The 22,539-nt window shown below is 71.4% G+C and carries 24 protein-coding genes; 12 read left to right on the top strand and 12 right to left on the bottom strand.

Going from position 1 to position 22,539, the window contains the following annotated elements; genetic code table 11:
• Nucleotides 1-122 precede the first annotated feature (122 nt).
• The 3 genes from ABZ865_RS14085 to ABZ865_RS14075 all read right to left on the bottom strand — a co-directional run bounded on the left by ABZ865_RS14085 (nt 123) and on the right by ABZ865_RS14075 (nt 3,189).
• On the bottom strand, nt 123-218 hold the full coding sequence (locus ABZ865_RS14085) for an Ms4533A family Cys-rich leader peptide (RefSeq protein WP_361228870.1): 96 nt from the start codon (nt 216-218) through the stop codon (nt 123-125).
• 56 nt (nt 219-274) lie between these two features.
• Nucleotides 275-1,756 carry a DUF3152 domain-containing protein gene (locus ABZ865_RS14080; RefSeq protein ID WP_361229708.1) on the bottom strand — a complete coding sequence of 494 codons (1,482 nt, stop codon included), beginning with the start codon at nt 1,754-1,756 and terminating at the stop codon, nt 275-277.
• Nucleotides 1,757-2,142: 386 nt separating this feature from the next.
• Nucleotides 2,143-3,189 (bottom strand): alpha/beta hydrolase, encoded by a 1,047-nt coding sequence (locus ABZ865_RS14075; RefSeq protein WP_361228867.1) that lies wholly within the window; start codon nt 3,187-3,189, stop codon nt 2,143-2,145.
• Between the two features lie 239 nt (nt 3,190-3,428).
• On the opposite strand from ABZ865_RS14075, the gene ABZ865_RS14070 reads away from it, so the two are divergent.
• The 4 genes from ABZ865_RS14070 (at nt 3,429) to ABZ865_RS14055 (ending at nt 5,288) form a co-directional block, all read left to right on the top strand.
• Entirely contained in the window at nt 3,429-3,647 is a 219-nt protein-coding gene (locus ABZ865_RS14070; RefSeq protein ID WP_361228864.1) for a hypothetical protein, read from the top strand.
• Nucleotides 3,648-3,813: 166 nt separating this feature from the next.
• Nucleotides 3,814-4,455, top strand: coding sequence for a TetR/AcrR family transcriptional regulator (locus ABZ865_RS14065; protein WP_361228861.1), 642 nt, complete (start codon nt 3,814-3,816; stop codon nt 4,453-4,455).
• 134 nt (nt 4,456-4,589) lie between these two features.
• Complete coding sequence (locus ABZ865_RS14060; protein ID WP_361228858.1) at nt 4,590-4,817, top strand: DUF3107 domain-containing protein; 228 nt, start codon at nt 4,590-4,592, stop codon at nt 4,815-4,817.
• 201 nt (nt 4,818-5,018) lie between these two features.
• Nucleotides 5,019-5,288: a hypothetical protein gene (locus tag ABZ865_RS14055; protein ID WP_361228855.1), complete on the top strand. Its 270-nt coding sequence runs from the start codon at nt 5,019-5,021 to the stop codon at nt 5,286-5,288.
• Nucleotides 5,289-5,445: 157 nt separating this feature from the next.
• Here ABZ865_RS14055 and ABZ865_RS14050 read toward each other — a convergent pair whose 3' ends face one another.
• Complete coding sequence (locus tag ABZ865_RS14050; protein ID WP_361228852.1) at nt 5,446-6,201, bottom strand: ferritin-like fold-containing protein; 756 nt, start codon at nt 6,199-6,201, stop codon at nt 5,446-5,448.
• A gap of 500 nt (nt 6,202-6,701) precedes the next feature.
• Here ABZ865_RS14050 and ABZ865_RS14045 point away from each other — a divergent pair, with 500 nt between their 5' ends.
• Nucleotides 6,702-9,161 carry a DEAD/DEAH box helicase gene (locus ABZ865_RS14045; protein ID WP_361229705.1) on the top strand — a complete coding sequence of 820 codons (2,460 nt, stop codon included), beginning with the start codon at nt 6,702-6,704 and terminating at the stop codon, nt 9,159-9,161.
• A 108-nt stretch (nt 9,162-9,269) separates the two neighbouring features.
• Complete coding sequence (locus ABZ865_RS14040) at nt 9,270-10,151, top strand: alpha/beta hydrolase (RefSeq protein WP_361228849.1); 882 nt, start codon at nt 9,270-9,272, stop codon at nt 10,149-10,151.
• Here ABZ865_RS14040 and ABZ865_RS14035 read toward each other — a convergent pair.
• Nucleotides 10,148-11,053 (bottom strand): NYN domain-containing protein, encoded by a 906-nt coding sequence (locus tag ABZ865_RS14035; RefSeq protein WP_361229702.1) that lies wholly within the window; start codon nt 11,051-11,053, stop codon nt 10,148-10,150. The genes ABZ865_RS14040 and ABZ865_RS14035 overlap by 4 nt on opposite strands.
• Nucleotides 11,054-11,249: 196 nt before the next feature.
• Between ABZ865_RS14035 and ABZ865_RS14030 the strand changes: the two genes are divergently transcribed.
• A complete protein-coding gene (locus tag ABZ865_RS14030) occupies nt 11,250-11,402 on the top strand; it encodes a hypothetical protein (protein ID WP_184968404.1) in 153 nt (50 codons plus the stop codon).
• Nucleotides 11,403-11,490: 88 nt separating this feature from the next.
• Here the strand turns inward: ABZ865_RS14030 and ABZ865_RS14025 are convergent, their stop codons facing one another.
• The 4 genes from ABZ865_RS14025 to ABZ865_RS14010 form a co-directional block, all read right to left on the bottom strand.
• Entirely contained in the window at nt 11,491-12,096 is a 606-nt protein-coding gene (locus tag ABZ865_RS14025) for a MarC family protein (protein WP_361229700.1), read from the bottom strand.
• Between the two features lie 135 nt (nt 12,097-12,231).
• On the bottom strand, nt 12,232-13,089 hold the full coding sequence (locus ABZ865_RS14020; protein ID WP_361228845.1) for a PHP domain-containing protein: 858 nt from the start codon (nt 13,087-13,089) through the stop codon (nt 12,232-12,234).
• Between the two features lie 215 nt (nt 13,090-13,304).
• Nucleotides 13,305-13,946: a DUF6758 family protein gene (locus ABZ865_RS14015; RefSeq protein WP_361228842.1), complete on the bottom strand. Its 642-nt coding sequence runs from the start codon at nt 13,944-13,946 to the stop codon at nt 13,305-13,307.
• A 151-nt stretch (nt 13,947-14,097) separates the two neighbouring features.
• Nucleotides 14,098-14,682: a suppressor of fused domain protein gene (locus ABZ865_RS14010; protein WP_361228839.1), complete on the bottom strand. Its 585-nt coding sequence runs from the start codon at nt 14,680-14,682 to the stop codon at nt 14,098-14,100.
• Between the two features lie 459 nt (nt 14,683-15,141).
• Between ABZ865_RS14010 and ABZ865_RS14005 the strand changes: the two genes are divergently transcribed.
• Nucleotides 15,142-16,266, top strand: coding sequence for a magnesium and cobalt transport protein CorA (locus ABZ865_RS14005; RefSeq protein WP_361228836.1), 1,125 nt, complete (start codon nt 15,142-15,144; stop codon nt 16,264-16,266).
• A gap of 41 nt (nt 16,267-16,307) precedes the next feature.
• Entirely contained in the window at nt 16,308-16,835 is a 528-nt protein-coding gene (locus tag ABZ865_RS14000; RefSeq protein WP_361228834.1) for a hypothetical protein, read from the top strand.
• Nucleotides 16,836-16,902: 67 nt separating this feature from the next.
• On the opposite strand, the gene ABZ865_RS13995 is transcribed toward ABZ865_RS14000, so the two are convergent.
• Nucleotides 16,903-17,640, bottom strand: a complete 738-nt coding sequence (locus tag ABZ865_RS13995) for a hypothetical protein (RefSeq protein WP_361228831.1) — start codon at nt 17,638-17,640, stop codon at nt 16,903-16,905.
• A gap of 199 nt (nt 17,641-17,839) precedes the next feature.
• On the opposite strand from ABZ865_RS13995, the gene ABZ865_RS13990 reads away from it, so the two are divergent.
• Genes ABZ865_RS13990 through ABZ865_RS13980 form a run of 3 tightly spaced genes read left to right on the top strand, consistent with a single transcriptional unit; the run spans nt 17,840 to nt 21,006 of the window.
• Nucleotides 17,840-19,216, top strand: coding sequence for a CBS domain-containing protein (locus tag ABZ865_RS13990; protein WP_361228828.1), 1,377 nt, complete (start codon nt 17,840-17,842; stop codon nt 19,214-19,216).
• Complete coding sequence (locus ABZ865_RS13985; protein ID WP_361228825.1) at nt 19,206-19,829, top strand: DUF1003 domain-containing protein; 624 nt, start codon at nt 19,206-19,208, stop codon at nt 19,827-19,829. Before ABZ865_RS13990 ends, ABZ865_RS13985 begins: the two co-directional genes overlap by 11 nt.
• 43 nt (nt 19,830-19,872) lie before the next feature.
• Nucleotides 19,873-21,006 carry an Mrp/NBP35 family ATP-binding protein gene (locus tag ABZ865_RS13980; protein WP_361228822.1) on the top strand — a complete coding sequence of 378 codons (1,134 nt, stop codon included), beginning with the start codon at nt 19,873-19,875 and terminating at the stop codon, nt 21,004-21,006.
• A gap of 72 nt (nt 21,007-21,078) precedes the next feature.
• Here the strand turns inward: ABZ865_RS13980 and ABZ865_RS13975 are convergent, their stop codons facing one another.
• Both ABZ865_RS13975 and ABZ865_RS13970 read right to left on the bottom strand, forming a co-directional pair.
• Nucleotides 21,079-21,750, bottom strand: a complete 672-nt coding sequence (locus ABZ865_RS13975) for a hypothetical protein (protein ID WP_361228819.1) — start codon at nt 21,748-21,750, stop codon at nt 21,079-21,081.
• A gap of 244 nt (nt 21,751-21,994) precedes the next feature.
• Nucleotides 21,995-22,501 (bottom strand): sec-independent translocase, encoded by a 507-nt coding sequence (locus tag ABZ865_RS13970; RefSeq protein ID WP_361228816.1) that lies wholly within the window; start codon nt 22,499-22,501, stop codon nt 21,995-21,997.
• Nucleotides 22,502-22,539: the final 38 nt, after the last annotated feature.

Below are 22,539 nucleotides of genomic sequence, written 5' to 3'. Positions count from 1 at the left end.
GACGACTGCGGGCAGACGTCGGCCCCGGCGTCGGGTCGTCGAAGAACCCGTGACACGTCACGAAGGAAGGGTCACGAGGGAAAGGGAGGAGAAATCGCGACGCGAACGCCAGGGAGGCGGCGTCAGCGACAGTGGATGTCGGCCACGCAGAGAGCGGTCACGCCGATCAGCGCCAGCTCGATGGCGGCGCGAGGAGAGACGGCATGACTAGACCACATGGCCAAAAATATGAACGAACATACGACTCATGTCAATGTGACCTGAGAGGCAGCCGTCAACTCTTGGGATAGGGCCAGGGGTTCGGCAGACAGTGGATTCCGTCGTGGTCGAGGAACTTGGTCTGCTGCTGCATGACCGGCGCGAGTTCGCCGTCCTTGTCGCACGTCACATGGCCGTGGCCGAGGCGGTGGCCGACCTCGTGGTTGATGAGCATCTGCCGGTAGGCGTGGATTTCGTCCCCGTATGTCGTGCTGCCCTGTGCCCACCGGTAGGCGTTGATCATCACGCGCTCGGTGGACGCCGAGTCGCAGGAGACGTTGTCCTCCGTGGTGTCCAGACCGGACTTGGCGCACCACTTGGCGGTGGTGCCGGGGCTGGCGAGCGTGATCACGAAGTCGGGTTTCCCGGTGTAGACCCGCTCGAAGGTGCGGGCGCCGCCGTGGGCCCAGCTGCGGGAATCGTTGAGCGTCTTCTGCACGGCCTCGGCGAACAGCGCGCCGTCCAGGCCGAGCCCCTGCTCGACGTCGACACGGTAGGTGTACTTGCGCCCGGTGCCGGGCGCCTTGTCGAAGCCCGGTACGGCGTCGAACTTCCCCGAGCCGCGCAGCGTCGCGCTGAGCGGGTACTTCTGGCCCATCTTCTGGTCGTACGTCAGCGGGACGACGCTCGGCGCGGCGGACGGGGCCGGCTGACCGGGGACCCGGGCGTCGCGCGCCTGGTCGTCGGTGGCGGACCGGGACCGGGTGTCCGAGTCCGCACGATGGTCGGTGACATGCCCCGCGACGACGACCGCGAGCACCGTGGTCACCGCGGCGGCCGCGATCCCCGTGAACGCCCGCCCCTTGCCGCCGCTCCGCTGCGCGGGCACACCGGTCGGGGGCGCGTCGTCCTCGTCGGCACCGGCCCCGGATACGGCCGGCTGGACGGCACTGTCGTACGACTCCTGCGCCTCGACGGACCGGCCCGGGCCGACCACGCCGATCCCGGGACGGGGCGTGAAGACGTCGTCGTCCTCGTCGAACGCGTCCAGGTAGTCCTGCCGAGGACCGACGCGACGGCCACCGGCGCCGCCAGAGCCGCCAGGTCCGCCTGGTCCTCCGGGCCCCGTCTTCCGCTGCCGCGGAAGCGGAGCCGCAGTCCCGGGACCGCCCGCGCCCTGCCGCGCGAACTCGCCCCAGCCGCCCCCGTCTTCACGCTGCTCGGGGTGACCCCCACGAGCGGACCCAGCCCCGCCACCGACCTGCGGGAAACCCCGCGCGGGAGTGCCGTCGGGAAGCCGAGGCGTGCCGTGCGCGGGCGTGCCGTCAGGGAGCCGTGGAATGCCGTGCGCGGGCGTGCCGTCAGGGAACCGGGGCACTCCATGAGCTGGCGTGCCGTCCGGGAGCCGTGGAATGCCGTGCGCGGGCGTGCCGTCAGGGAACCGGGGCACTCCATGAGCCGGCGTACCGTCCGGGAGCCGTGGAATGCCGTGCGCGGGCGTGCCATCGGGAAGCCGCGGGACGCCATGGGCGGGAGTGCCGTCCGGGAACCGGGGCACTCCATGAGCCGGCGTGCCGTCTGCGAATCGGGGTACTCCGCGCGCGGGCGTGCCGTCCGCGAACAGCGGCGGGAAGCCCGGCGTGCCCTGCTGCGGAGCCCGTGGGCCGCCGTGGCCGGCGCCGTACGCGTGCTCGTTCCCCGGCCCACCCGCCATGCCCTGCAGGGTCGGTGCCCCCTGCGCGACTCGGGGCGCTCCGCCGCCGGGGCCCCCGCCGCCGGGCGCCTGCCGCTGCCCGGGCAGGCCCGGGTTGCGGGCGGCGTCGGGAGCCGGGGAGGCCGTGTCGCCCCCCGCGGCTCGCCGTGCGGCGGTGCCGGAGGCTCCTATGTCGGCGGGTTCGCCCTTGGGGGCAGGTCCGCGGCGGCTGTGACGTCCCACCTCGGCCCTCAGCTCCCCGCGCCCGTGACGGGAACGTCGTCCCCGGCGGTCGCGTCCGGACCGGCGTGCGACTCAGTCTCGTTGGCATACATCGCCGCCAACTTACCGGTGTCCGCGAGGAGTTCACGGAACGCCCCGCCGACCACCTCCGGGTACTCCATCATCGCCACATGCCCCGCCTCCGGCAGGGACAGCAGGCGGGAGCCGCGGAAGCAGCGGGCGGCCTTGTGGGCCATGCGGTAGCCGACCAGCTGGTCACGGCCGCCGTAGACCAGCAGGGTCGGGGCGAGCACGCGCTCGGCCTGGCGCCACAGCCCGTGCTGGCCGCCCAGGGTGTAGGCGTTGACGATCCCGCGCGCGGAGCGTGCCATCGCGTCCCAGAAGTACGGCAGTTGCAGTCGCCGCTCCAGCTCCTCCACGGCGTGCCCGAACGCCTCGGACGTGACGCGACCGGGGTCGCCGTAGCAGAGCCCCATGACGCCGCGCACCCGCTGCTCGGCCGTCCATTCCCGGGTGAGCCGGCTGAACAGCAGGGCCACACCGGGCACTCCCAGCAGGGCCGTCGGCGCCGCGGTCCGCTGGATCCGCAGCTCCGGCAGGGCGGGTGAGATCAGCGTGAGGGTGCGGACGAGATCGGGGCGAACGGCGGCCACGCGCGTGGCGACGGCACCGCCGAGGGAGTTGCCGAAGAGGTGGACCGGGCCGCGACCGGCGGCGTCGAGATAGCGGATGACCGCGCGCGCGTGCCCGGTGACGGAGTAGTCGCCGTCGTCCGGGGGCGGCGAGTCGCCGAACCCCGGCAGATCAACCGCCTCGCCGTCGACGTCGCCCTCCAGCTCGGCCATCAGCGCCGACCAGTTCTGGGAGGAACCGCCGAGCCCGTGGACGTACAGCGCGGCCGGAAGCCCCTCGCGCGCGGGAGGCCGGGAACGGATCGACAGGGTGACCCCCGGCAGTCCCACGGACCTCAGCCGCTCGCCCTCGCCGACCCTGACGGGCGCCACCCTCGGGAGCACACTGGCGGCCGACACGGACGGTGACTCGGTCGAAGACATGCGGCAATGTTACGAGACGATCACGCAGTGCCTCATGTGTTCGCCGTCACAGAAACAGGGGCAAGCGCTCCGCGGAGCGTCAGGCGACAGACGAACCGCACACGCATCGGCCCTCGATTCTCACCGTGAACGGGCCCGATGCCATGGCGTCCGCTTCGGCTGTCTCCTAGGCTCGTAGGGAGGGCACCCGCGTGTGGCCCCTGCTGCATCCAGGGACGTTCGTAGGAAGGGAGCCCATCATGGCCTATGACCCCACCGAGCCCGACGCGGTCGAGGACGTGGCTGACACCCCGGAGATCGACGTCGAGGCGCCCGAGGGCGACTCCGTCGAACAGCAAGCCGACGTCACACCGGAGCGCGACGACCCCCTGACGGCGGTCGACCCGGACCGGGGCAACGAGGCCGACCTGATCGAACAGACGCGTGTGGTCACGCTCGACGAGGACGACTACCGCTGACCTCGCGGGACCTCACGGGACCCGGCACACGGTGCCAGGCTCGCTGCACGGCTTTCGTCGCCGTCCGGTACGTGAAATTCTGCGCTCGCACCGCGCACACCACGGTTACCGAAAAGTACGATGGCCGCGCGGCCGACACCGCATGTGGACGACTTTGGGAGGCGGCGTGACAGCCATCGAGCAAACTGAGGCGGCACGCCCGCGTGGCACCCGTCTGCCACGCCGAGCCCGACGGAACCAGTTGCTGGGCGCCGCCCAGGAGGTCTTCGTCGCACAGGGCTACCACGCAGCCGCGATGGACGACATCGCCGAACGGGCCGGCGTCAGCAAGCCCGTGCTCTACCAGCACTTCCCCGGCAAGCTCGACCTGTACCTCGCGCTGCTGGACCAGCACTGCGAGTCACTGATCCAGGCCGTGCGCAGCGCCCTCGCCTCGACGTCCGACAACAAGCAGCGCGTACGGGCGACCATGGACGCCTATTTCGCGTACGTCGAGGACGACGGCGGGGCCTTCCGTCTGGTCTTCGAGTCGGACCTGACGAACGAGCCCGCGGTGCGCGAGCGCGTCGACAAGGTCACCAACGACTGCGCCGAGGCGATCTGCGAGGTCATCTCCGAGGACACGGGCCTCCCGCGCGCGGAGTCGATGCTGCTCGCCTCCGGGCTCGGCGGCCTCGCCCAGGTGGTGGCCCGCTCCTGGCTGCACAGCGACCGCAGCGTGCCCCGCGACCAGGCCGTACAGCTGCTGACGTCGCTGGCCTGGCGGGGCATCGCCGGATTCCCACTGCACGGCACCGAGCACCACTGACGTCCGTTTGTTCCCGAGGGGTGTTCGCTGTTGGCGTTCCGGCCCAGAGCGTGTACGTCCCCTCACCGGGCTAATGTGTGCTGCGTACGGCGCGGAAGATCGCGCACATCACTGACCGTCGGAGGGACATAGCCGTGGAGGTCAAGATCGGCGTGCAGCACGCGCCCCGCGAGATCGTTCTGGAGAGCGGTCAGAGCGTCGACGAGGTCGAGCGCTTGGTGGCCGAGGCGCTGGCCGGGAAGTCGCAGCTGCTGAGCCTCGTGGACGAGAAGGGCCGCAAGGTGCTGGTCCCGGCGGACCGCCTGGCGTACGTGGAGATCGGCGAGCCGACCGTCCGCAAGGTGGGCTTCGGCGCTCTGTAGCCGCCCGAGAGCAGACACGACGGAAGGGCCCGGAGGCACTGTGCCGCCGGGCCCTTCCGTATGGAGCATGTGTGCACGCAATCGGGTGAAATGCACACAGAACAATCACAAGTCACCCACAGGAGAGGATTGCAATCCGCAGGTCACGGGTATGACGGCCTACGACCGCGAAGCACGCTGGCCGTGGGAGGGAACCCCGACATGATCCTGGAAGCACTCGGATCCGCCGTGCTCGGTCTGGTCCTCGCCTGGGTGGCTGCACGCCGCCTCTCGCACCGCCTGCCGGCCCGCCCCCTGGTCCTCTCGACGGGCGTCGCCGGAGCCCTCTTCGGCGACTTCGTCACCCACAGCGCCCTGGGCTCCGCCAGCATTCTCCTGACGCTCCTCGGCGCCGCGATCGTCTCGGCCGCCTCCCTCTCGCTCCTTCTGCGCCCCACGGCCCGCCTCCGGCGCCGATCAGCGACGGCGTAGCCACCTACGCTTCCGGCAAGCTTTCAGCGAGGTCGAGCGGCGGCGCGCCCCAAAGGGGCGCGGGGCCGTGTTCGATATGCGGCTCCGCCGCGTGGGCGCGAGCAACCACAACGCACCCGCAGTCGCGCACATCCCCGCAACCACCCCCCATAGAGCGCTACGCAGCCAAACCGAGCGCTGCCATCCGCTTGGTGTGAGCCTCCGTGATCCGCGAGAACATCCTGCCGACCTCGGCGAGATCGAACCCGTCGGCGACACCGCCCACGAGCATCGTCGACAGCGCATCCCGGTCGGCGACGACCCGCTGCGACTGCGACAGCGCCTCCCCCATCAGCCGCCGCGCCCACAGCGCCAGCCGGCCACCCACGCGCGGGTCGGCGTCGATGGCCGCCCGCACCTTCTCCACCGCGAACCCGGCGTGCCCGGTGTCGTCGAGGACGGCCAGCACCAGCTCGCGTGTGTCGGAGTCGAGGCGGGCCGCGACCTCCCGGTAGAAGTCGCTCGCGATCGAGTCGCCGACATACGCCTTGACCAGGCCCTCCAGCCAGTCCGAGGGCGCCGTCTGCTTGTGGAAGCCGTCCAGGGCCGCGACGAACGGCTCCATCGCCGCCGTCGGCTCCTCACCGATCTCGGTGAGCCGGTCCCGCAGCCGCTCGAAGTGGTGGAACTCCGCCGAGGCCATGGCCGCCAGCTCCGCCTTGTCCGCGAGGGTCGGCGCCAGCTTGGCGTCCTCCGCGAGCCGCTCGAACGCCGCCAGCTCCCCGTACGCGAGCGCGCCGAGCAGGTCCACGACCGCGGCGCGGTACTGCGGGTCGGCGGAGGCCCGCGTCCAGTCCTGGGCGGCGACGCCGGTGGGTTCGGCGGAGGCGGCGGACGCGTTCTCAGGCTTGTCAGAGCTAGTCATGAGGCGCACAATAGCCCGCTCGCGGCCGCTCGGAAGCTCCCGGCAGACCAGTGTGACGACGACTACGTGACCAAATCGGCCATCGCATGTGCGCGAATCCGGGGTATGGTGGTAATGCGCCTGCCAGAGTGTGCGCCGACGGTGTTCGACGTCTCGCGACAGGCCGCACGCATGAGGATGCCCGGTCGGTGGCCCGATCGGCTCCGACCCGACAGCCCTCCGTGCCCGTACGGCACTGTGCGTACGCCGACCGGAGGGACCCCCTCAGCGGTTCGAGCGCTAGAGCGTCGGCAGAGGTCCCGTGTCATACGGCTTGCCCGAGTGGTTCGTCCGTACGGCAGCCGACGTCCCCCCGGCACGGTCAGCCATGACCCCCCGCGCTCGCCTCGCGCCGCACACACAGAAGAGGCATGACCCTGACTACGACCTTCCGACAGCTCGGTATCCTTCCCGAGACCGCCGAGGCCCTCGAAGCCGTCGGCATCATCACCCCCTTCCCCATCCAGGAGATGACGCTGCCCGTCGCCCTCTCGGGCACGGACGTCATCGGCCAGGCCAAGACCGGCACCGGCAAGACGCTGGGCTTCGGCCTCCCGCTCCTCGAGCGCGTCACCGTCCCCGCCGACGTCGAGGCCGGACGCGCCGCCCCCGAGGCCCTCACCGACGCGCCCCAGGCGCTCGTCGTCGTCCCCACGCGCGAGCTGTGCACCCAGGTCACCAACGACCTGCTGACGGCCGGCAAGGTCCGTAACGTGCGCGTGGCCGCGATCTACGGCGGCCGGGCCTACGAGCCCCAGGTCGAGATGCTGAAGAAGGGCGTCGACGTCGTCGTCGGCACCCCGGGCCGGCTCCTGGACCTGGCGGGGCAGAAGAAGCTGAACCTCGGCCACGTCAAGTGCCTCGTCCTCGACGAGGCGGACGAGATGCTCGACCTGGGCTTCCTGCCCGACGTCGAGAAGATCATCAACCTGCTTCCGGCCAAGCGCCAGACCATGCTGTTCTCCGCGACCATGCCGGGCGCGGTCATCGGCCTCGCGCGCCGCTACATGTCGCAGCCCACCCATATCCGCGCCACCGCGCCGGACGACGAGGGCGCGACGGTCGCGAACATCAAGCAGTTCGTCTACCGCGCGCACTCCCTGGACAAGCCGGAGATGGTCGCGCGCATCCTGCAGGCCGACGGCCGCGGACTCGCGATGATCTTCTGCCGCACCAAGCGCACGGCGGCCGACATCGCCGAGCAGCTGCAGCGCCGCGGCTTCGCCTCCGGCGCGGTCCACGGCGACCTCGGCCAGGGCGCCCGCGAGCAGGCGCTGCGCGCGTTCCGCAACGGCAAGGTGGACGTCCTCGTCTGCACCGACGTCGCCGCGCGCGGCATCGACGTCGAGGGTGTCACCCACGTCGTCAACTACCAGTCCCCCGAGGACGAGAAGACGTACCTGCACCGCATCGGCCGCACCGGCCGCGCGGGCGCGAAGGGTACGGCCATCACGTTCGTCGACTGGGACGACATCCCGCGCTGGCAGCTCATCAACAAGGCGCTGGAGCTGGAGTTCAACGACCCGGTCGAGACGTACTCGAGCTCGCCGCACCTGTTCTCGGACCTCGGCATCCCCGAGGGCACGAAGGGCACCCTGCCGCGCTCGGAGCGGACCCGCGCCGGTCTGGACGCGGAGGAGCTGGAGGACCTGGGCGAGACCGGCGGCCGCGGTGCGCGTGGCCGTGGCGGCCGGGGTGGCCGTGACGGCCGCGCCGAGTCCGCGCCGGCCGAGCGCGAGCGTCCGGCCCGCACGCCCCGCCGCCGTCGCCGCACCCGCGGCGGCACTCCGCTGGGCGACTCCCCCGCTACGACCGCCCCGGCGCCGACCGGCGAGACCGGCACCGCGGACGAGCCCCAGGCGACCCGCACGCCGCGCCGCCGTCGCCGTACGCGCGCCGGAGCCTCGGCGGAGGCGGTCACGGCCACTGCCACCACCGCCGGCACCACGGCCCCCGAGGCCGCGGTCGCCCTGGAGACGGCCGAGGGCCCGGCCACCGTGGACACCCCGGAGAAGCCGCGCCGCCGCCGCACCCGCAAGTCGGCGGAGGCCGTCGAGGCCCGAGCGGCGGAGGCGGCCCAGGCGCCGGAGTACACCGAGCCGATGTTCCAGACCCCGGAGCGCGCCGCCGCCGAGGCCGCCGCCAAGGCAGCCGAGGCCGCCGAGGCCGCCGTCGACACCGTCGAAGCCACCGAGGCCAAGCCCCGCCGCCGCACCCGCAAGACGGCCGAACCGGCCGCCGAAGCAGCGGTCGCGACGGCCGAGGCCACGGAGGAAGCCACCCCGGCGACGAAGCCGCGTCGCACCCGCAAGGCAGCCGCCACCGCACCGGAGACGGTCGAGGCGGAGGCCACGGAGGCCGCCGAGGCCAAGCCGCGCCGGACCCGCAAGACCGCCGCCGCTGCCGCCGAGGCCGCCGTGGAGACCGCCGAGGGTACGGAGGCCAAGCCGCGCCGCACCCGCAAGACGGCTGCCACCGCACCCGAGGCTGCCGAAGCGGACGCCGCCGAGGCCAAGCCGCGCCGCACGCGGAAGACCGCCGCTGCCGCCGCCGAGGCCGCCGTGGACACCGCGGAGGGCACGGAGGCCAAGCCGCGCCGCACCCGCAAGACGGCCGCCGCCGCGCCCGAGGCCCCCGAGGCCGAGGCCAAGCCGCGTCGTACCCGGAAGGCCGCTGCCGCCCCGGTGGACGCGGTCGACGGGGCCGAGGTGGCCGCGCCCAAGGCACGGCGGACCCGCAAGGCCGTCGCCGAGGCGGCTGCTCCGGAGATTCCGGCGCAGGCCACCGAGGAGCCCGAGGCCAAGCCGCGCCGCCGTACCCGCAAGGCCACGGCGTCCGCCGCCGAGGCGACCGGTGAGACGGCCGAGGCGACGCCCAAGCCGCGCCGGACGCGGAAGGCGACGGCGGCCGCGGAGGTTTCCGAGGCCTGATCCGCGCCGCCCGCTCACCCGGGCAGCGCAGAGCCTGTCCGACGGCCCGACCCCACTCAGGGGTCGGGCCGTCGTCGTTGTGCCGTGTCCGCCCGATAGCCTCTCCCCATGAGCAGGCCTGCCACCTTCGTCCCGCCTCCCGGTGCCCGTGCGTACTCCCTGCGGACCGCGCGTGGGGAGTTCGCCGTTGTCGACGCGCCCGCGGCCGACGGGGTCGAGCCCCGGGGTGTCGCGTTGCTGGTGCCGGGGTTCACGGGCAGCAAGGAGGACTTCAACCCGCTGCATGTGCCGCTGGCCGAGCGCGGGTACCGGACCGTGGCCGTGGACGGGCGTGGGCAGTTCGAGTCGGACGGGCCGAAACAGGACGAATCCGCTTACGCGCAGGAGGAGTTGGCGCGGGACCTGCTGGCCCAGACGGAGGCGCTCGGTGAGCCGGTGCACCTGCTGGGGCACTCGCTCGGCGGGCAGATCTCGCGCGCGGCCACGCTGATCGACCACACCTCCTTCCGCTCCCTCACGCTCATGGCCTCCGGCCCGGCGCAGATCTCGCCGTCCCAGCAGCAGCGCGTGAAACTGCTGCAGGACGCCCTCGCCGTGATGTCGATGGCGGAGGTGTGGGAGGCGATCCGGGCGATGGAGGCACCCGAGGAGACGGCCACCGCCAGGCTGGACGGCGGCTTGGACAACCGGGAGGACCTGCGCCGCCGTTGGCTGCATACCAAACCGGCCCAACTCGTCGCCACAGGACGCCAGTTGTGCAGCGAGCCGGACCGGGTCGCCGAACTGGCCGCCGTACCGCTGCCGTTCCACGTGCTGTCGGGCGCGCTGGACGACACCTGGCCGCTGGCGCTGCTGGACGAGATGGCCGTACGGCTGAAGGCCCGTCGGACGGTCGTCGAGGGTGCCGAGCACTCCCCCAACACCGACCGCCCGCTCGCGACGGCCCGCGCCCTCGCCGACTTCTGGGACCGGGCGGCGGAAGGACGCTAGTACTGCGTCTGCAGGTGTCCCCAGAAGCCGTCCCGCAGGGCGCGACGCAGGTCGGCCTGGCCGCGCAGGGAGTACTGGAGGAGGCTCTCGGCCTCGACCAGGAGGTCCTGGTCGACCGAGCCGGGCAGGTAGGGGTGGCCGGGGAGCAGCTCGACCAGCGCGTCGCGGCCCCGGGCCGCCAGCCACTTCGCCGCGATCTGGGCGCCGACGAAGCGAACGTCCTCGCGGGTGGGCCGGGTCCCGGTGCCGGCCTCGTAGACGGCGGCCGTGCGGCGGGAGACGTACGGCTTGAAGAACTCCAGGTCGAAGGTGCGCTGGCTGTCGACCTCCCAGAGCAGCGGCTCGGCCTGGTTGCGGCCCTCGGGCGCCTCGATGCCCCACAGGTGGACGCGGGCGCCGTACCCCTGGGCGGCCTCGACCGCCGACACCAGGTCCTCGTCGCCGCCGAGCAGCGCCGCGTCGCTGATGGCGCGATGGCGGGCGAGGGACTCCAGGTCGGAGCGGATCAGTGAGTCGACGCCCTTCTGCTGGTTGTTGGCGTTGAGGTTGCCGAGGCGGACCTTGACGTCGGGCAGCTCGGCGATGGACTGCTGCTCGGCGGTGTGGATGCGGCGGCGGGCGCCGTCGTACCAGTAGACGCGCAGCAGGCGGCTGTCCGCGAAGATCGAGCGGGCCTTGTCGATGAACGCGTCGATCAGGCCCTCGGCGTCCACGTCGAAGGCGCGGCGGTCCTCCGTCCCGGCGACCAGCCGGCCCGCGGCCGCGTACAGGTAGCCCGCGTCGACGAAGATCGCGTGGGTGGAGGGCGTCTTCGCCACTTCGGCGAGCATGCGCTGCAGCAGCTCGTTGGTGCGGTCGATGCGGGCGCCCAGGGCCGCCAGGTCGTCGTTCATCACCTCCATTGTCCCGGCGGTCACGCTGCGAACACAACTGGTCCCGTTGAGTCCCACGCGCAACGCTTACCGGTCAGTAATTAGTCGTTCGAAAAATTTCTTTAGCGTAGGGAATGTTTGTAACCTGAAGCGCGTTGACTCTCACGAGACACCACGTCACACCAGTAGTTCTCCTCAGGAGGATGACCAGGCGAAGGGAGAAGCCATGCGCTTCGAGATCATGCGACTCGACGAGGTCGACGGCACCACCGTGGACAGCACCGTCGTGGACGCCGCCTCCGTCAACCGGATCGTGCAGCAGGCCGCCGCCATCGGACAGCGCCTGTGGATCCGCCCGGCCGAGACCACGGCTTCATAACAGACGCGACAGACGCGGAACACCGCAGAAGCTTCAGAGCCCCCTACGGCACCGACGCCGTAGGGGGCTCTGCGTATACGACGAGGGCTCAGGCGCCCTTGATCACCTGCGTCACGCCGTTGATGATCTGCTGCACCGCGATCGCGGAGAGCATCATGCCCGCGAGCCGCGTCACGAGGACCACGCCGCCGTCCTTGATGACCCGGATGATCAGCAGCGAGTACCGCATCACCAGCCACAGCACGACATGGATCGCGAGGATCGCGGACCACACCGAGACCTGCGTGGCCACGCTGTCGGCCTTCTGCACGGCCAGGATCACGGACACGATGGCGCCGGGCCCCGCCAGCAGCGGCATGCCCAGCGGTACGAGGGCGACGTTCACGTCCTTGGTCTGCTTCGGCTCGTCGGTCTTGCCAGTGAGCAGGTCGAGCGCGATCAGCAGAAGCAGCAGACCGCCCGCGATCATCAGCGCGGGGACGGAGACGTGCAGGTAGTTCAGGATCTGGTGGCCCAGGACACCGAAGACGGCGATGACACCGGCCGCCACACAGACGGCCTGGAAGGCCATCCGCTTCTGCACCTTGGCCGGTCGTCCGGCGGTCAGGGCGAGGAAGATCGGGGTGATCCCAGGGGGATCCATGATGACAAAAAGGGTCAGGAACAGGGAGCCGAAGACGGCGAGGTCGAACATGGGGAAGTACAGGCCTTGCGGGAAGAAGGAGAAACGGGCATGAGTCGGCACGGGGTCGACTCTTGAAGGGAGAGGCCCTCGAGGGAATCAGCGCTTGGGGGGATCGACGTTTGAGGGGGTCGATCCAGGTGGGTCTCAGGCTCCGCCGGTACCCGGGACGGGGAACGCGCCGGTGGCACGCCGGATGATCTCCCCGTACACCTCGGGGTCCGTCGTGTACTCGCCGAGCGACACGTCCTTGCGGCTGCCGTGGTAGTCCGAGGACCCCGTGACCAGCAGCCCCAGCTCCTTCGCGAGGCCCCGCAGCCGCTCCCGGGAGTCGGCGTCGTGGTCCATGTGGTCGACCTCGATGCCGTCCAGGCCGGCCGCGGCCATCTCGGCGATGGCGGCCTCCGGGACCGTACGCCCGCGCTTGGCGGCGGCCGGGTGCGCGAAGACGGCCACGCCGCCCGCGCCCTTGATCAGCCGGATCGCCTCGAAGGGGTCCGTCTCGTGCTTCTCCACGTAGGCCCGGCCGCCGTCGGCCAGCCACTCCTTCGTGAAGGCGTCGCTCACCGTGGGCACCACACCCAGCTCGACGAGCGCGGAGGCGACATGCGGCCGCCCCACGGAACCGCCGGCGGCGATCCGCTCGACCTGCTCCCAGGCGACCGGCACACCCAGCGCGTTCAGCTTGGCGACCATGCCCTGCGCCCGCGGCACCCGGTCGTCCCGCACCAGCTCACGCTCGGCGAGCAGCGCGGGCTCCTCGGGGTCGAAGAGGTACGCCAGCATGTGCATGGAGATGCCGTCGATACGACACGACAGCTCGGCACCGGTGACCAGCGTCAGCCCCTCGGGCAGCGCGGCGATCGCCTCGGCGTACCCACGGGTGGTGTCGTGATCGGTCAGCGCGACGACGTCCAGACCGGCCGCCGCGGCATTCCGCACCAGCTCGGCCGGGGTGTCCGTACCGTCGGAGGCCGTGGAGTGGCAGTGCAGATCGATGCGCACGACGCGAACTCCAGGCGGTGACGGAACGAACGGGGACACCCAAGGATAACGGGGCCACGGCGGTGCCTGTCACACCCGCACATGACCAGCGCCCCCTACACCCGCCTACCTCAGGGGCGCGAGGCTGTATCGATATGCGGCTCCGCCGCGTGGGCGCGACCAGCCACCACGCACCCGCACCCGCCAACCGGCAGAACCCCCCACCCCACTGGGCGCTACGGCCGAAGCAAGCGCGGCGACAACGCTCCGCAGGGCACCAGATCCACCTCTGCCCCGGCATCCCGCAGATCCGTCAGCACCAGCTCGTCGTACATGAGCAGCCCCGACTGCTCGGGCCACATCACCGCCCACAGCCACATGCCCAGCGCCTCGCCGGCGAAGACGGCACGGTCGTCCGGTGTGCCGGAGACGTGCCAGAGCGGGGTGGGGCGCCCGGCGGCCAGAACCTTGGCCTGGGGCGGCTTCTCGACGTTCAGATACGACCCCGGGTCCGGGCCGTCGATGCCCGCGTACCGCGCACCGAGTCCGACGCCCAACTCCTCGGCGACCAGGATCAGCTCACCGGGGCCGCCGAGCGGGCCGGGACCGGAGCAGGCCACGACCGACGCGCGACCCCCGCTGCGCTCGTCCCCGGCGTAGGCCACACCGGTGAACAGCCACCCGACCGGCAGCGGCCACGGCATCCACACCGGGACCTGCGTGCGCTGCACGACGACGGTCAGGGCCTCGACGCTGGGCGGGATCACGGGCTGCAGCGGATACACCGTCCCGTGCACATCACACTGCCACGAATCGGCGAAGAGACCGGGAGCCCTGACCCGGCCACCACACCGCGGGCAACTGGGTTCGCCCCTCATAGGGCTCCACGGTCCTACCCCTTCAGCGCCACGTCAAGGACGATCACCCGTCCGGGCCACCGGGCGTGGCCTCGCCTTCGCGGTCGTCCTGCCGGCCGATTGCCAACTGGCCGGTTTCGGACTTGCGTTGGTGAGATGGGTCACGTCCCGCTCAGTCCAGCGGGACGGACCCGCGGCCGGGGTCCCGCAGATCCGTGCCGTTCGCGAGCCAGCGCTCCTGGAGGGCGCCCGCGCCGTGCACCCGCTTCCAGGCGGCCTCGTTCGGAGTCATCGGCAGCAGCGGCAGGAACCGTACGGGGTCCATCGGAGCGTCCAGTTCCAGGTCCTCGACGAGCCCGCCGGGCTCGCCCACCAGGACCGAGGTGAAAGGGGCGCCCGGCCACAGTGGGTCACCCACGTCCAGGGAGGCGCCGGGGGCCACGACCACGCCCTCCACCTGCGGAGTCGCGGCGAGCACGGCGAGCGGGCGGAGCACCTTGTCGGTGTCGGCGAGGCCCGCGCGGACGGAGAGGACCAGCTCGGCGCGGGGGCCCTTGACGGGGTCGGCGAGGGTCGCGGTGGGGTCCGTCATGGGCTGCGCGGACATGCCGAGGGTGGCGTAGCGGACGACGTCGCCCTCCTGGAAGCGGAGCACCTCGATGCGATCCGCGCCGAGGAAGGTGACCGCGGCGCGCGCGTCCGGCTCGCCCAGCGCGGTTCTCAACCGGGCCTCGACCAGAGGAAGAACATCAACCATGCGGTGAGCATAGAACTCGTCAGCGGCGGGCAAAGCGGCGCCTTGACACCATGGGCTGCTGCTACGCTGAGCCGGTGGTTCGGGGCAGCACGCAGAAGCGTCGCTATCAAGCCCCGACGCCGACGAGACTCCCTTACGAGGGACCGGCCGGAGGAGGTGGGGCTGTCATGGATCGAAGTCGACCGTGCAGTACCACTCGCTCTTCCGCCCGCTGATCGAGTTCCTGGCCGGCTGCCGCCTTCACGTTCGCGCCGTCGTTCGGAAGAGCACTTCGTTTCGCTCTGCCTGATCTGTCTGATCTGAATCAGTTCTGCATCAGCGGCGAAGTCGTCACCGCGACGGTGCGGTGCTCCCCGCTTTGTGGACGTGCCAAACATCCGTGCACAGGACGTCCCCATTCCGGGTAGTTCCAACCGTCGTCGGCATCGCTTCGCCGCCCGCCCGCGAAGGAGCCTGCCCATGTCGATGATCCGCGACCTGCGTGCCGTGGTCCGCCCGTCGTCCCGTCCGTCCCCGCGCAAGGAGACGAACGCGTCGTACGACACCACGCGCGACCCCGCGACGCCCTCGGCCGTCGTCGACTGCGCCGTCTACCGCGACGGCGCCCGTCTGGAGAGCCGCACGCCGCTGTCGCCGCAGGAGGCGATGCGGCTGGTGCGCCGTGACGGCGGGTTCGTGTGGATCGGGCTGCACGAGCCGACCGAGGCGGAGTTCGCCGGTATCGCGAGCGAGTTCGGGCTGCACCCGCTGGCCGTCGAGGACGCGGTGCAGGCGCACCAGCGGCCGAAGCTGGAGCGGTACGACGACTCGCTGTTCACCGTCTTCAAGACCATCCACTACGTCGAGCACGACGAGCTGACCGCCAACAGCGAGGTGGTCGAGACCGGCGAGGTCATGTGCTTCACCGGCCGGGACTTCTTCATCACCGTCCGGCACGGCGGTCAGGGTTCCCTGCGGGCGCTGCGTCACCGGCTGCAGGACGACCCGGAGCTGCTCGCCAAGGGGCCCTCGGCGGTGCTGCACGCCATCGCCGACCATGTCGTGGACGGCTACCTCGCGGTCGCCGACGCGGTGCAGGACGACATCGACGAGGTGGAGACCGAGGTCTTCTCGCCGGGCCGCAAGGGCGGGGTCTCGCGTGGTGTGGACTCGGCGCGGATCTACCAACTCAAGCGTGAGGTGCTGGAGTTCAAGCGGGCGGTGGCTCCGCTGCTGCGGCCGATGCAGCTGCTGAGCGAGCGGCCGATGCGGCTGATCGACCCGGACATCCAGAAGTACTTCCGTGACGTCGCCGACCACGTGGCCCGGGTGCACGAGCAGGTCGTGGGGTTCGACGAGCTCCTGAACTCCATCCTCCAGGCCAACCTGGCGCAGGCGTCGGTCGCGCAGAACGAGGACATGCGCAAGATCACCGCGTGGGCGGCGATCATCGCCGTACCGACGATGGTGTGCGGGGTGTACGGCATGAACTTCAAGTACATGCCCGAGCTGCACTGGAAGTACGGGTACCCGGTGATCATGGGGATCACGGTGGCCCTGTGTCTGGGCATCCACCGGACGCTGAAGCGCAACGGCTGGCTGTGAGGGGCCCTCGCGGCGGCGGGGCGGCTGGATAGGCTGGGCGCATGACAAGCGAGCAGCTCGATCAGGCCCTTCTCGACCTGGCCCTCATCGAGGAGGCCTGCAAGAAGTCCGGCCTCATCTGGGTGCGGGGCGCCGGGGCCCCCGCCGCGCGTGCGCTGTGGCACGTGTGGCACGAGGGTGCCGTGTGCCTGGTCGGCGACGGCCCCGGCGAGCAGCCGCTGCCGGGCCTGACCGACGGCGGCTCGGCCGAGGTGACCGTGCGCGGCAAGGACAAGGGCGGCCGCCTGGTGACCTGGCAGGCCACCGTCTCCGAGCTGCGTCCCGAGTCCCCCGAGTGGGAGTCGGCGGTCACCGAGCTGAAGGGCAAGCGGCTCAACGCCCCCGACAGCGAGGACATGCCCGCCCGCTGGGCCCGGTCCTGCCGGGTGCTCCGCCTGGTGCCGACGGGGTCCGTGGCGCCGCTGCCCTCCGACAGCCTGGCGGAACGCCCGCTGCCGTCCCCGGCGACGACGCGTCGGCCGATCCCGGCCGGTCTGCCGAAGCTGCTGGCGAAGCGCCGGAAGAAGTAGCCCCGGAGGAAATGGCACGGGGCGTATGCGGGCGCCCCACGCACCCGCCCGCCGCGTCCTGGACGGTTCAGGACGTGGGGAGTTGCCGGCCGTAGTCGACCGTGTCCGACTTGGCGGGTTCGGCGACGGGGAAGTCCTTGCCCCAGTCCGAGAAGCCGAGCGTGCCCGCGGAGCCGGCCCGCACCAGGCGGAGCGGGAACGGCTTGCCTTCGAGGGACACGTCGAGGGTGCCGCCGGCGCCGTCGTCGCCGGTGATGCGGATCGTGCGGGTACCCGACTGGTCGTGGCGGCCGTCCGTCGTGAGGTCGCCGTGCAGGGTCAGGAGGCCGGAGAGGAGGACGTCCTTGTCCGTGAAGCCGCTGAATTTCTTGTACGCCGGGTCCGTCTGGGGCACCTTCACGTACTTGCCCTCGAGTTTGCCGCCCGCGGAGGCGTCCCCGCCGTGGTTCCAGAAGTCCGCGTCGGCCTTCAGATACAGCTGCTTGCCGACCCGCAGGAGACGGAACGTGCCGGTCTTGGAGGTGACCGAGCCCGTCCCGCCGTCGGCCTTCAGCCGCATGTCCAGCGTGTAGGTCAGCCCGCTCGTGACCACGGTCCCGGACAGCCGCACCGCGGGCGCCGCGTCCGCCGCCGCCCGGGTCTTCGCCTGGATCGTGGCGGCCGGCAGCTTGCCCACCCCGTTCGTCCCCGCGTCGGGGTCGTCCGAGCCGCATCCCGTCAACGCCACCGCCCCCGTCACGGCCAGCGCGCATGTCGCGGCCACCCATGTGGTCCGGCGGGTTCGGCCCTGGGGAATCGCAGTCACAGGTGGAGCTGCCTTTCTGACGGTTCCTGAGCGGCGTACCGCAGCGTACCGGGGCCCCGCGCGCCCGGCGGAGCCAGTCCGTCCGGACCGCTCACCAGGGCGTATCCGATCAGTACGGGCTAGCCTGAAGCGCACGCGAGAGGGCAATTCCGAGCAATCAGCACAATCCCTACGCACCCCACGCAAAGGAAGCACAGTCATGGCAGCCGGTGCCCCCCGGATCTTCGTCTCGCACCTCGCCGGGGTTCCCGTCTTCGATCCGACCGGCGACCAGGTGGGCCGCGTCCGCGACCTGGTCGTCATGCTGCGCGTCGGCCGGCGGCCCCCGCGCGTCCTCGGGCTCGTCGTCGAGCTCTCCAACCGGCGCCGCATCTTCCTGCCCATGACCAGAGTGACCGGCGTCGACTCCGGCCAGGTCATCTCCACCGGCGTCCTCAACGTACGCCGCTTCGAGCAGCGCCCCACCGAGCGGCTGGTCTTCGGCGAGCTGCTGGACCGGCGGGTGAAGCTGGTGGAGACCGGCGAGGAGGTCACCGTCCTCGACCTGTCGGTGCAGCAGCTGCCCGCCCGCCGGGACTGGGAGGTCGACCGGGTCTTCGTGCGCAAGGGCAAGAAGGGCGGCGCGTTCCGGCGGGCCAAGGGCGAGACGCTGACCGTCGAGTGGTCGGCCGTCACCGGCTTCTCCCTGGAGGAGCACGGCCAGGGCGCCGAGAGCCTGCTCGCCACCTTCGAGCAGCTGCGCCCCGCCGACCTCGCCAACGTCCTGCACCACCTGTCCGCCAAGCGCCGCGCCGAGGTCGCCGCCGCCCTGGACGACGACCGCCTCGCCGACGTCCTGGAGGAGCTGCCCGAGGACGACCAGATCGAGATCCTCGGCAAGCTGAAGGAGGAGCGCGCCGCCGACGTCCTGGAGGCCATGGACCCCGACGACGCGGCCGACCTGCTCGCCGAGCTGCCCGAGGAGGACAAGGAGCGGCTGCTGAGCCTGATGCAGCCCGACGACGCGGCCGACATGCGGCGCCTGATGTCGTACGAGGAGCACACCGCGGGCGGTCTGATGACCACCGAGCCGATCGTGCTGCGCCCGGACGCCACCGTCGCGGACGCGCTGGCCCGGGTCCGCAACCCCGACCTCTCCCCCGCCCTCGCCGCCCAGGTCTACGTCTGCCGCCCGCCGGACGAGACCCCGACCGGCAAGTACCTGGGCACCGTCCACTTCCAGCGGCTGCTGCGCGATCCCCCGTACACCCTGGTCAGCGCGCTCATCGACGAGGACCCGCAGTCCCTGGGCCCCGACGACGCGCTCCCCGTCGTCGCCGGGTTCTTCGCCACGTACGACATGGTCGCCGCCCCCGTGCTCGACGAGTCCGGCTCGCTGCTGGGCGCGGTGACCGTGGACGACGTACTGGACCACATGCTGCCGGAGGACTGGCGGGAGACGGAGTTCCACCTGGACGACGAAACCGGCACGGGGGCGGATCAGGGGGCTGCCGGTCCGGGGGCTGCTGGCCAAGGGGCGGGGCAGGGGGCCACCGGCCACGGGGCGGGACAGGGGGCCGGTGATCATGCCTCCTGAGCGTGACGGCATCCGCGAGAGCCTGCGCGAGCGCACCCCGGTGGGGGCCACGGCCACCACCCGGCACCGCGTCCCCCGCCTGGACATGCCGCGCCCGCCCCGGCGCCGGTACCTGCCCGAGTGGGACCCCGAGGCCTTCGGTCGACTGTCGGAGAAGATCGCCCGCTTCCTCGGCACGGGCCGCTTCATCGTCTGGATGACGGTCGTCATCATCCTGTGGGTGGTGTGGAACGTCTTCGCGCCGGCCGCCCTGCGCTTCGACAACTACCCGTTCATCTTCCTGACCCTGATGCTGTCCCTGCAGGCCTCCTACGCGGCCCCGCTGATCCTGCTGGCGCAGAACAGGCAGGACGACCGCGACCGGGTCAACCTGGAGCAGGACCGCAAGCAGAACGAGCGGTCCATCGCCGACACCGAGTACCTGACCCGGGAGATCGCCGCGCTGCGCACGGGCCTGGGCGAGGTGGCCACCCGCGACTGGATCCGCTCCGAGCTGCAGGACCTGGTCAAGGAGATGGAGGAGCGGAGCCGCCCCGACGGCCACCGCAGGCATGCCGTATTCCCGGCGGAACGGTCGGAACGGTCGCCCGGACGTGACGCAGAAGACCGTTGAGGGGCTACCCGGAGGCCCCTGGGCTCGCCGTACCATCGTCCTTATGGCTACGGAAGACGCGGTGCGCGAGGCACTGGCGACGGTGAACGACCCCGAGATCAACCGACCCATCACCGAACTGGGGATGGTCAAATCGGTGGAGATCGGCGCGGACGGAGCGGTCGCGGTGACCGTGTACCTGACCGTCTCCGGCTGCCCCATGCGCGACACGATCACCCAGCGCGTGACCGACGCCGTCTCCCGGGTCGAGGGCGTCACCCGCGTCGACGTCACGCTGGACGTGATGAGCGACGAGCAGCGCAAGGAGCTGGCGGCGGCCCTGCGCGGCGGCCAGGCCGAGCGCGAGGTCCCCTTCGCCAAGCCGGGCAGCCTGACCCGCGTCTACGCGGTCGCCTCCGGCAAGGGCGGCGTCGGCAAGTCCTCGGTCACGGTCAACCTGGCCGCGGCGATGGCGGCCGACGGCCTCAAGGTCGGCGTGGTCGACGCCGACATCTACGGCCACAGCGTGCCGCGCATGCTGGGCGCCGACGGCCGGCCCACCCAGGTCGAGAACATGATCATGCCGCCGTCCGCGAACGGCGTGAAGGTCATCTCCATCGGCATGTTCACCCCGGGCAACGCCCCGGTCGTCTGGCGCGGCCCGATGCTCCACCGCGCCCTCCAGCAGTTCCTCGCGGACGTCTACTGGGGCGACCTCGACGTGCTGCTGCTGGACCTGCCGCCCGGCACCGGTGACATCGCCATCTCCGTCGCGCAGCTGGTCCCGAACGCCGAGATCCTGGTCGTCACCACGCCTCAGCAGGCGGCGGCCGAGGTCGCCGAGCGCGCCGGCTCCATCGCGGTCCAGACCCACCAGAAGATCGTCGGCGTGGTCGAGAACATGTCCGGCCTGCCCTGCCCGCACTGCGGCGAGATGGTCGACGTCTTCGGCACGGGCGGCGGCCAGCTGGTCGCCGACGGCCTGACCCGCACCACGGGTACGACGGTCCCGGTCCTCGGCAACATCCCGATCGACGTCCGCCTCCGCGAGGGCGGCGACGAGGGCAAGCCGGTCGTCCTGACCGACCCGGACTCCCCCGCCGGCTCCGCCCTCCGCGCCATCGCCGGCAAGCTGGGCGGCCGTCAGCGCGGCCTGTCGGGCCTGTCCCTGGGCATCACCCCGAAGAACAAGTTCTGACCCCTCAGCACGGCTGAACGACGAAGGGGCGCCGAACCGATCCGGCGCCCCTTTTCCGTCGATCCCGGCCGGCTACGCGTACGCGGTGATGTCCTTCACCACGGCGAACCCCAGCCCGTACGCGCTCATCCCCCGCCCGTAGGCGCCCAGATGGACCCCCGCCTCGGTGGCCCCGGCCAGCACCCACCCGAACTCCGACTCCCGGTAATGGAACGCGGTCGCCACGCCGTCCACCGGAAGGGAGAGCCTGGACCACTCCGGGCCCTCGAGGTCGTCGGCCAGGGCCCACGCCGTCTCCGTCTGCTGGTCCAGCCAGTCGTCCCGCAGACTGTGGTCCATCTGCCCGGGCCACGTGAACGACAGCAGCCCCACACCGGCCAGCCAGGCCGCCGAGGACACCGAGGTCGCCTCCAGCAGCCCCGTGCCGTCGGCGCTGTGCCGGGACGGGTTCACGGGCACGGTGACCACGACCGCGAACTTCTCCCTCGCCTCCTCCCCGGACGCGGCGACATGCTCGTTGCGGACGGAGGGCTCGTCGCCGTGTCCGATCGACCCGTGCTCGACGGCGCCGTCGGCCGCCGTACCGACCTGCATCAGCCAACGCGGCCCCGTGAAGGCCTCGTCGAGGCCGTACCACGGGAAGGGCGCCTGCAGGTAGCCGTCGACCGTGCGCGGGGCGGCGGGGAACTGCTGCTCACCCGCCACGGCCGGCGCCTGCGCGCCCACCCGACTCGTCGTCTCCATTACCCGGACGCCTCCTCGCTCTCGTCGGACCGGGGTGGCCCGCCCCCCTTCGGGCGTACTCGTCCGGTCCGCACAACAACTCGGCAGCATATCCACACCGCTGAAGACAGCAGGGAAAGCGCCGGGCGCGTGGGTCGTTCAGGCAGCCTGTTCACGGCGCCCGGGGCAGGTGCGCGCTGTGAAACGCGTCACGCCGCGCACACCGTGCGGTGCGCGTGTCGGGAGGCGGCCGCCGATGTCGTGACTACGTGGCGTCGTAGTCGAAGGGCGGGTGGTCGTCCTTGCCCGGCGTCTCGGGCTTCTTGGTCATGTCGAGACGCCCGCCGGACGAGGAGGACGACGCGTCCGAGGAGGAGGACGAGGAGGACGACGCGTCCGAGGAGGAGGACGAGGCGGACGACGCGGAGGAGGACGACGAGGCGCTGCCCTCATGGCCGTTGACCGCGTCCGTGATCTCCGCCATCTCCTTCTTCAGGTCGAAGCCGTTGCGGATCTCCTTGAGCCCCAGCTCGTCGTTGTCCAGCTGCTTGCGCAGGAACTGCTTGGGGTTCAGGTCCTCGAACTCGAAGTCCTTGAACTCGGGACCGAGCTCGTTACGGATGTCCTGCTTGGCGCTCTCCGAGAACTCCCGGATCTTCCGGATCGTGCGCATCGTGTCCTGGATGAACTTCGGGAGCTTGTCCGGACCGAACACGAGCACGGCGAGGACGATGAGCGTCACCAGCTCGAGCGGCCCTATGTCATTGAACACCTGAAAGCTCCTTGCGATGTCCTCGGTCGCTCAACGGT

This window comes from Streptomyces sp. NPDC047085, assembly GCF_040643735.1.
Lineage (GTDB): Bacteria > Actinomycetota > Actinomycetes > Streptomycetales > Streptomycetaceae > Streptomyces.
This window is presented reverse-complemented; position numbering and strand designations above follow the sequence as displayed.

Excerpts from the sequence above, each read along its gene's own strand:
- ABZ865_RS14085 (WP_361228870.1), bottom strand. The coding sequence starts at position 218 with ATGTGGTCTAGTCATGCCGTCTCTCCTCGCGCCGCCATCGAGCTGGCG.
- ABZ865_RS14055 (WP_361228855.1), top strand. The coding sequence starts at position 5,019 with ATGATCCTGGAAGCACTCGGATCCGCCGTGCTCGGTCTGGTCCTCGCC.
- ABZ865_RS13975 (WP_361228819.1), bottom strand. The coding sequence starts at position 21,750 with ATGGAGACGACGAGTCGGGTGGGCGCGCAGGCGCCGGCCGTGGCGGGT.
- ABZ865_RS14025 (WP_361229700.1), bottom strand. The coding sequence starts at position 12,096 with ATGTTCGACCTCGCCGTCTTCGGCTCCCTGTTCCTGACCCTTTTTGTC.
- ABZ865_RS13980 (WP_361228822.1), top strand. The coding sequence starts at position 19,873 with ATGGCTACGGAAGACGCGGTGCGCGAGGCACTGGCGACGGTGAACGAC.
- ABZ865_RS14070 (WP_361228864.1), top strand. The coding sequence starts at position 3,429 with ATGGCCTATGACCCCACCGAGCCCGACGCGGTCGAGGACGTGGCTGAC.
- ABZ865_RS14045 (WP_361229705.1), top strand. The coding sequence starts at position 6,702 with ATGACGCTGCCCGTCGCCCTCTCGGGCACGGACGTCATCGGCCAGGCC.
- ABZ865_RS14015 (WP_361228842.1), bottom strand. The coding sequence starts at position 13,946 with ATGAGGGGCGAACCCAGTTGCCCGCGGTGTGGTGGCCGGGTCAGGGCT.
- ABZ865_RS13990 (WP_361228828.1), top strand. The coding sequence starts at position 17,840 with ATGGCAGCCGGTGCCCCCCGGATCTTCGTCTCGCACCTCGCCGGGGTT.
- ABZ865_RS14040 (WP_361228849.1), top strand. The coding sequence starts at position 9,270 with ATGAGCAGGCCTGCCACCTTCGTCCCGCCTCCCGGTGCCCGTGCGTAC.
- ABZ865_RS14000 (WP_361228834.1), top strand. The coding sequence starts at position 16,308 with ATGACAAGCGAGCAGCTCGATCAGGCCCTTCTCGACCTGGCCCTCATC.
- ABZ865_RS14075 (WP_361228867.1), bottom strand. The coding sequence starts at position 3,189 with ATGTCTTCGACCGAGTCACCGTCCGTGTCGGCCGCCAGTGTGCTCCCG.
- ABZ865_RS14035 (WP_361229702.1), bottom strand. The coding sequence starts at position 11,053 with ATGGAGGTGATGAACGACGACCTGGCGGCCCTGGGCGCCCGCATCGAC.
- ABZ865_RS14005 (WP_361228836.1), top strand. The coding sequence starts at position 15,142 with ATGTCGATGATCCGCGACCTGCGTGCCGTGGTCCGCCCGTCGTCCCGT.
- ABZ865_RS13985 (WP_361228825.1), top strand. The coding sequence starts at position 19,206 with ATGCCTCCTGAGCGTGACGGCATCCGCGAGAGCCTGCGCGAGCGCACC.
- ABZ865_RS14010 (WP_361228839.1), bottom strand. The coding sequence starts at position 14,682 with ATGGTTGATGTTCTTCCTCTGGTCGAGGCCCGGTTGAGAACCGCGCTG.
- ABZ865_RS14030 (WP_184968404.1), top strand. The coding sequence starts at position 11,250 with ATGCGCTTCGAGATCATGCGACTCGACGAGGTCGACGGCACCACCGTG.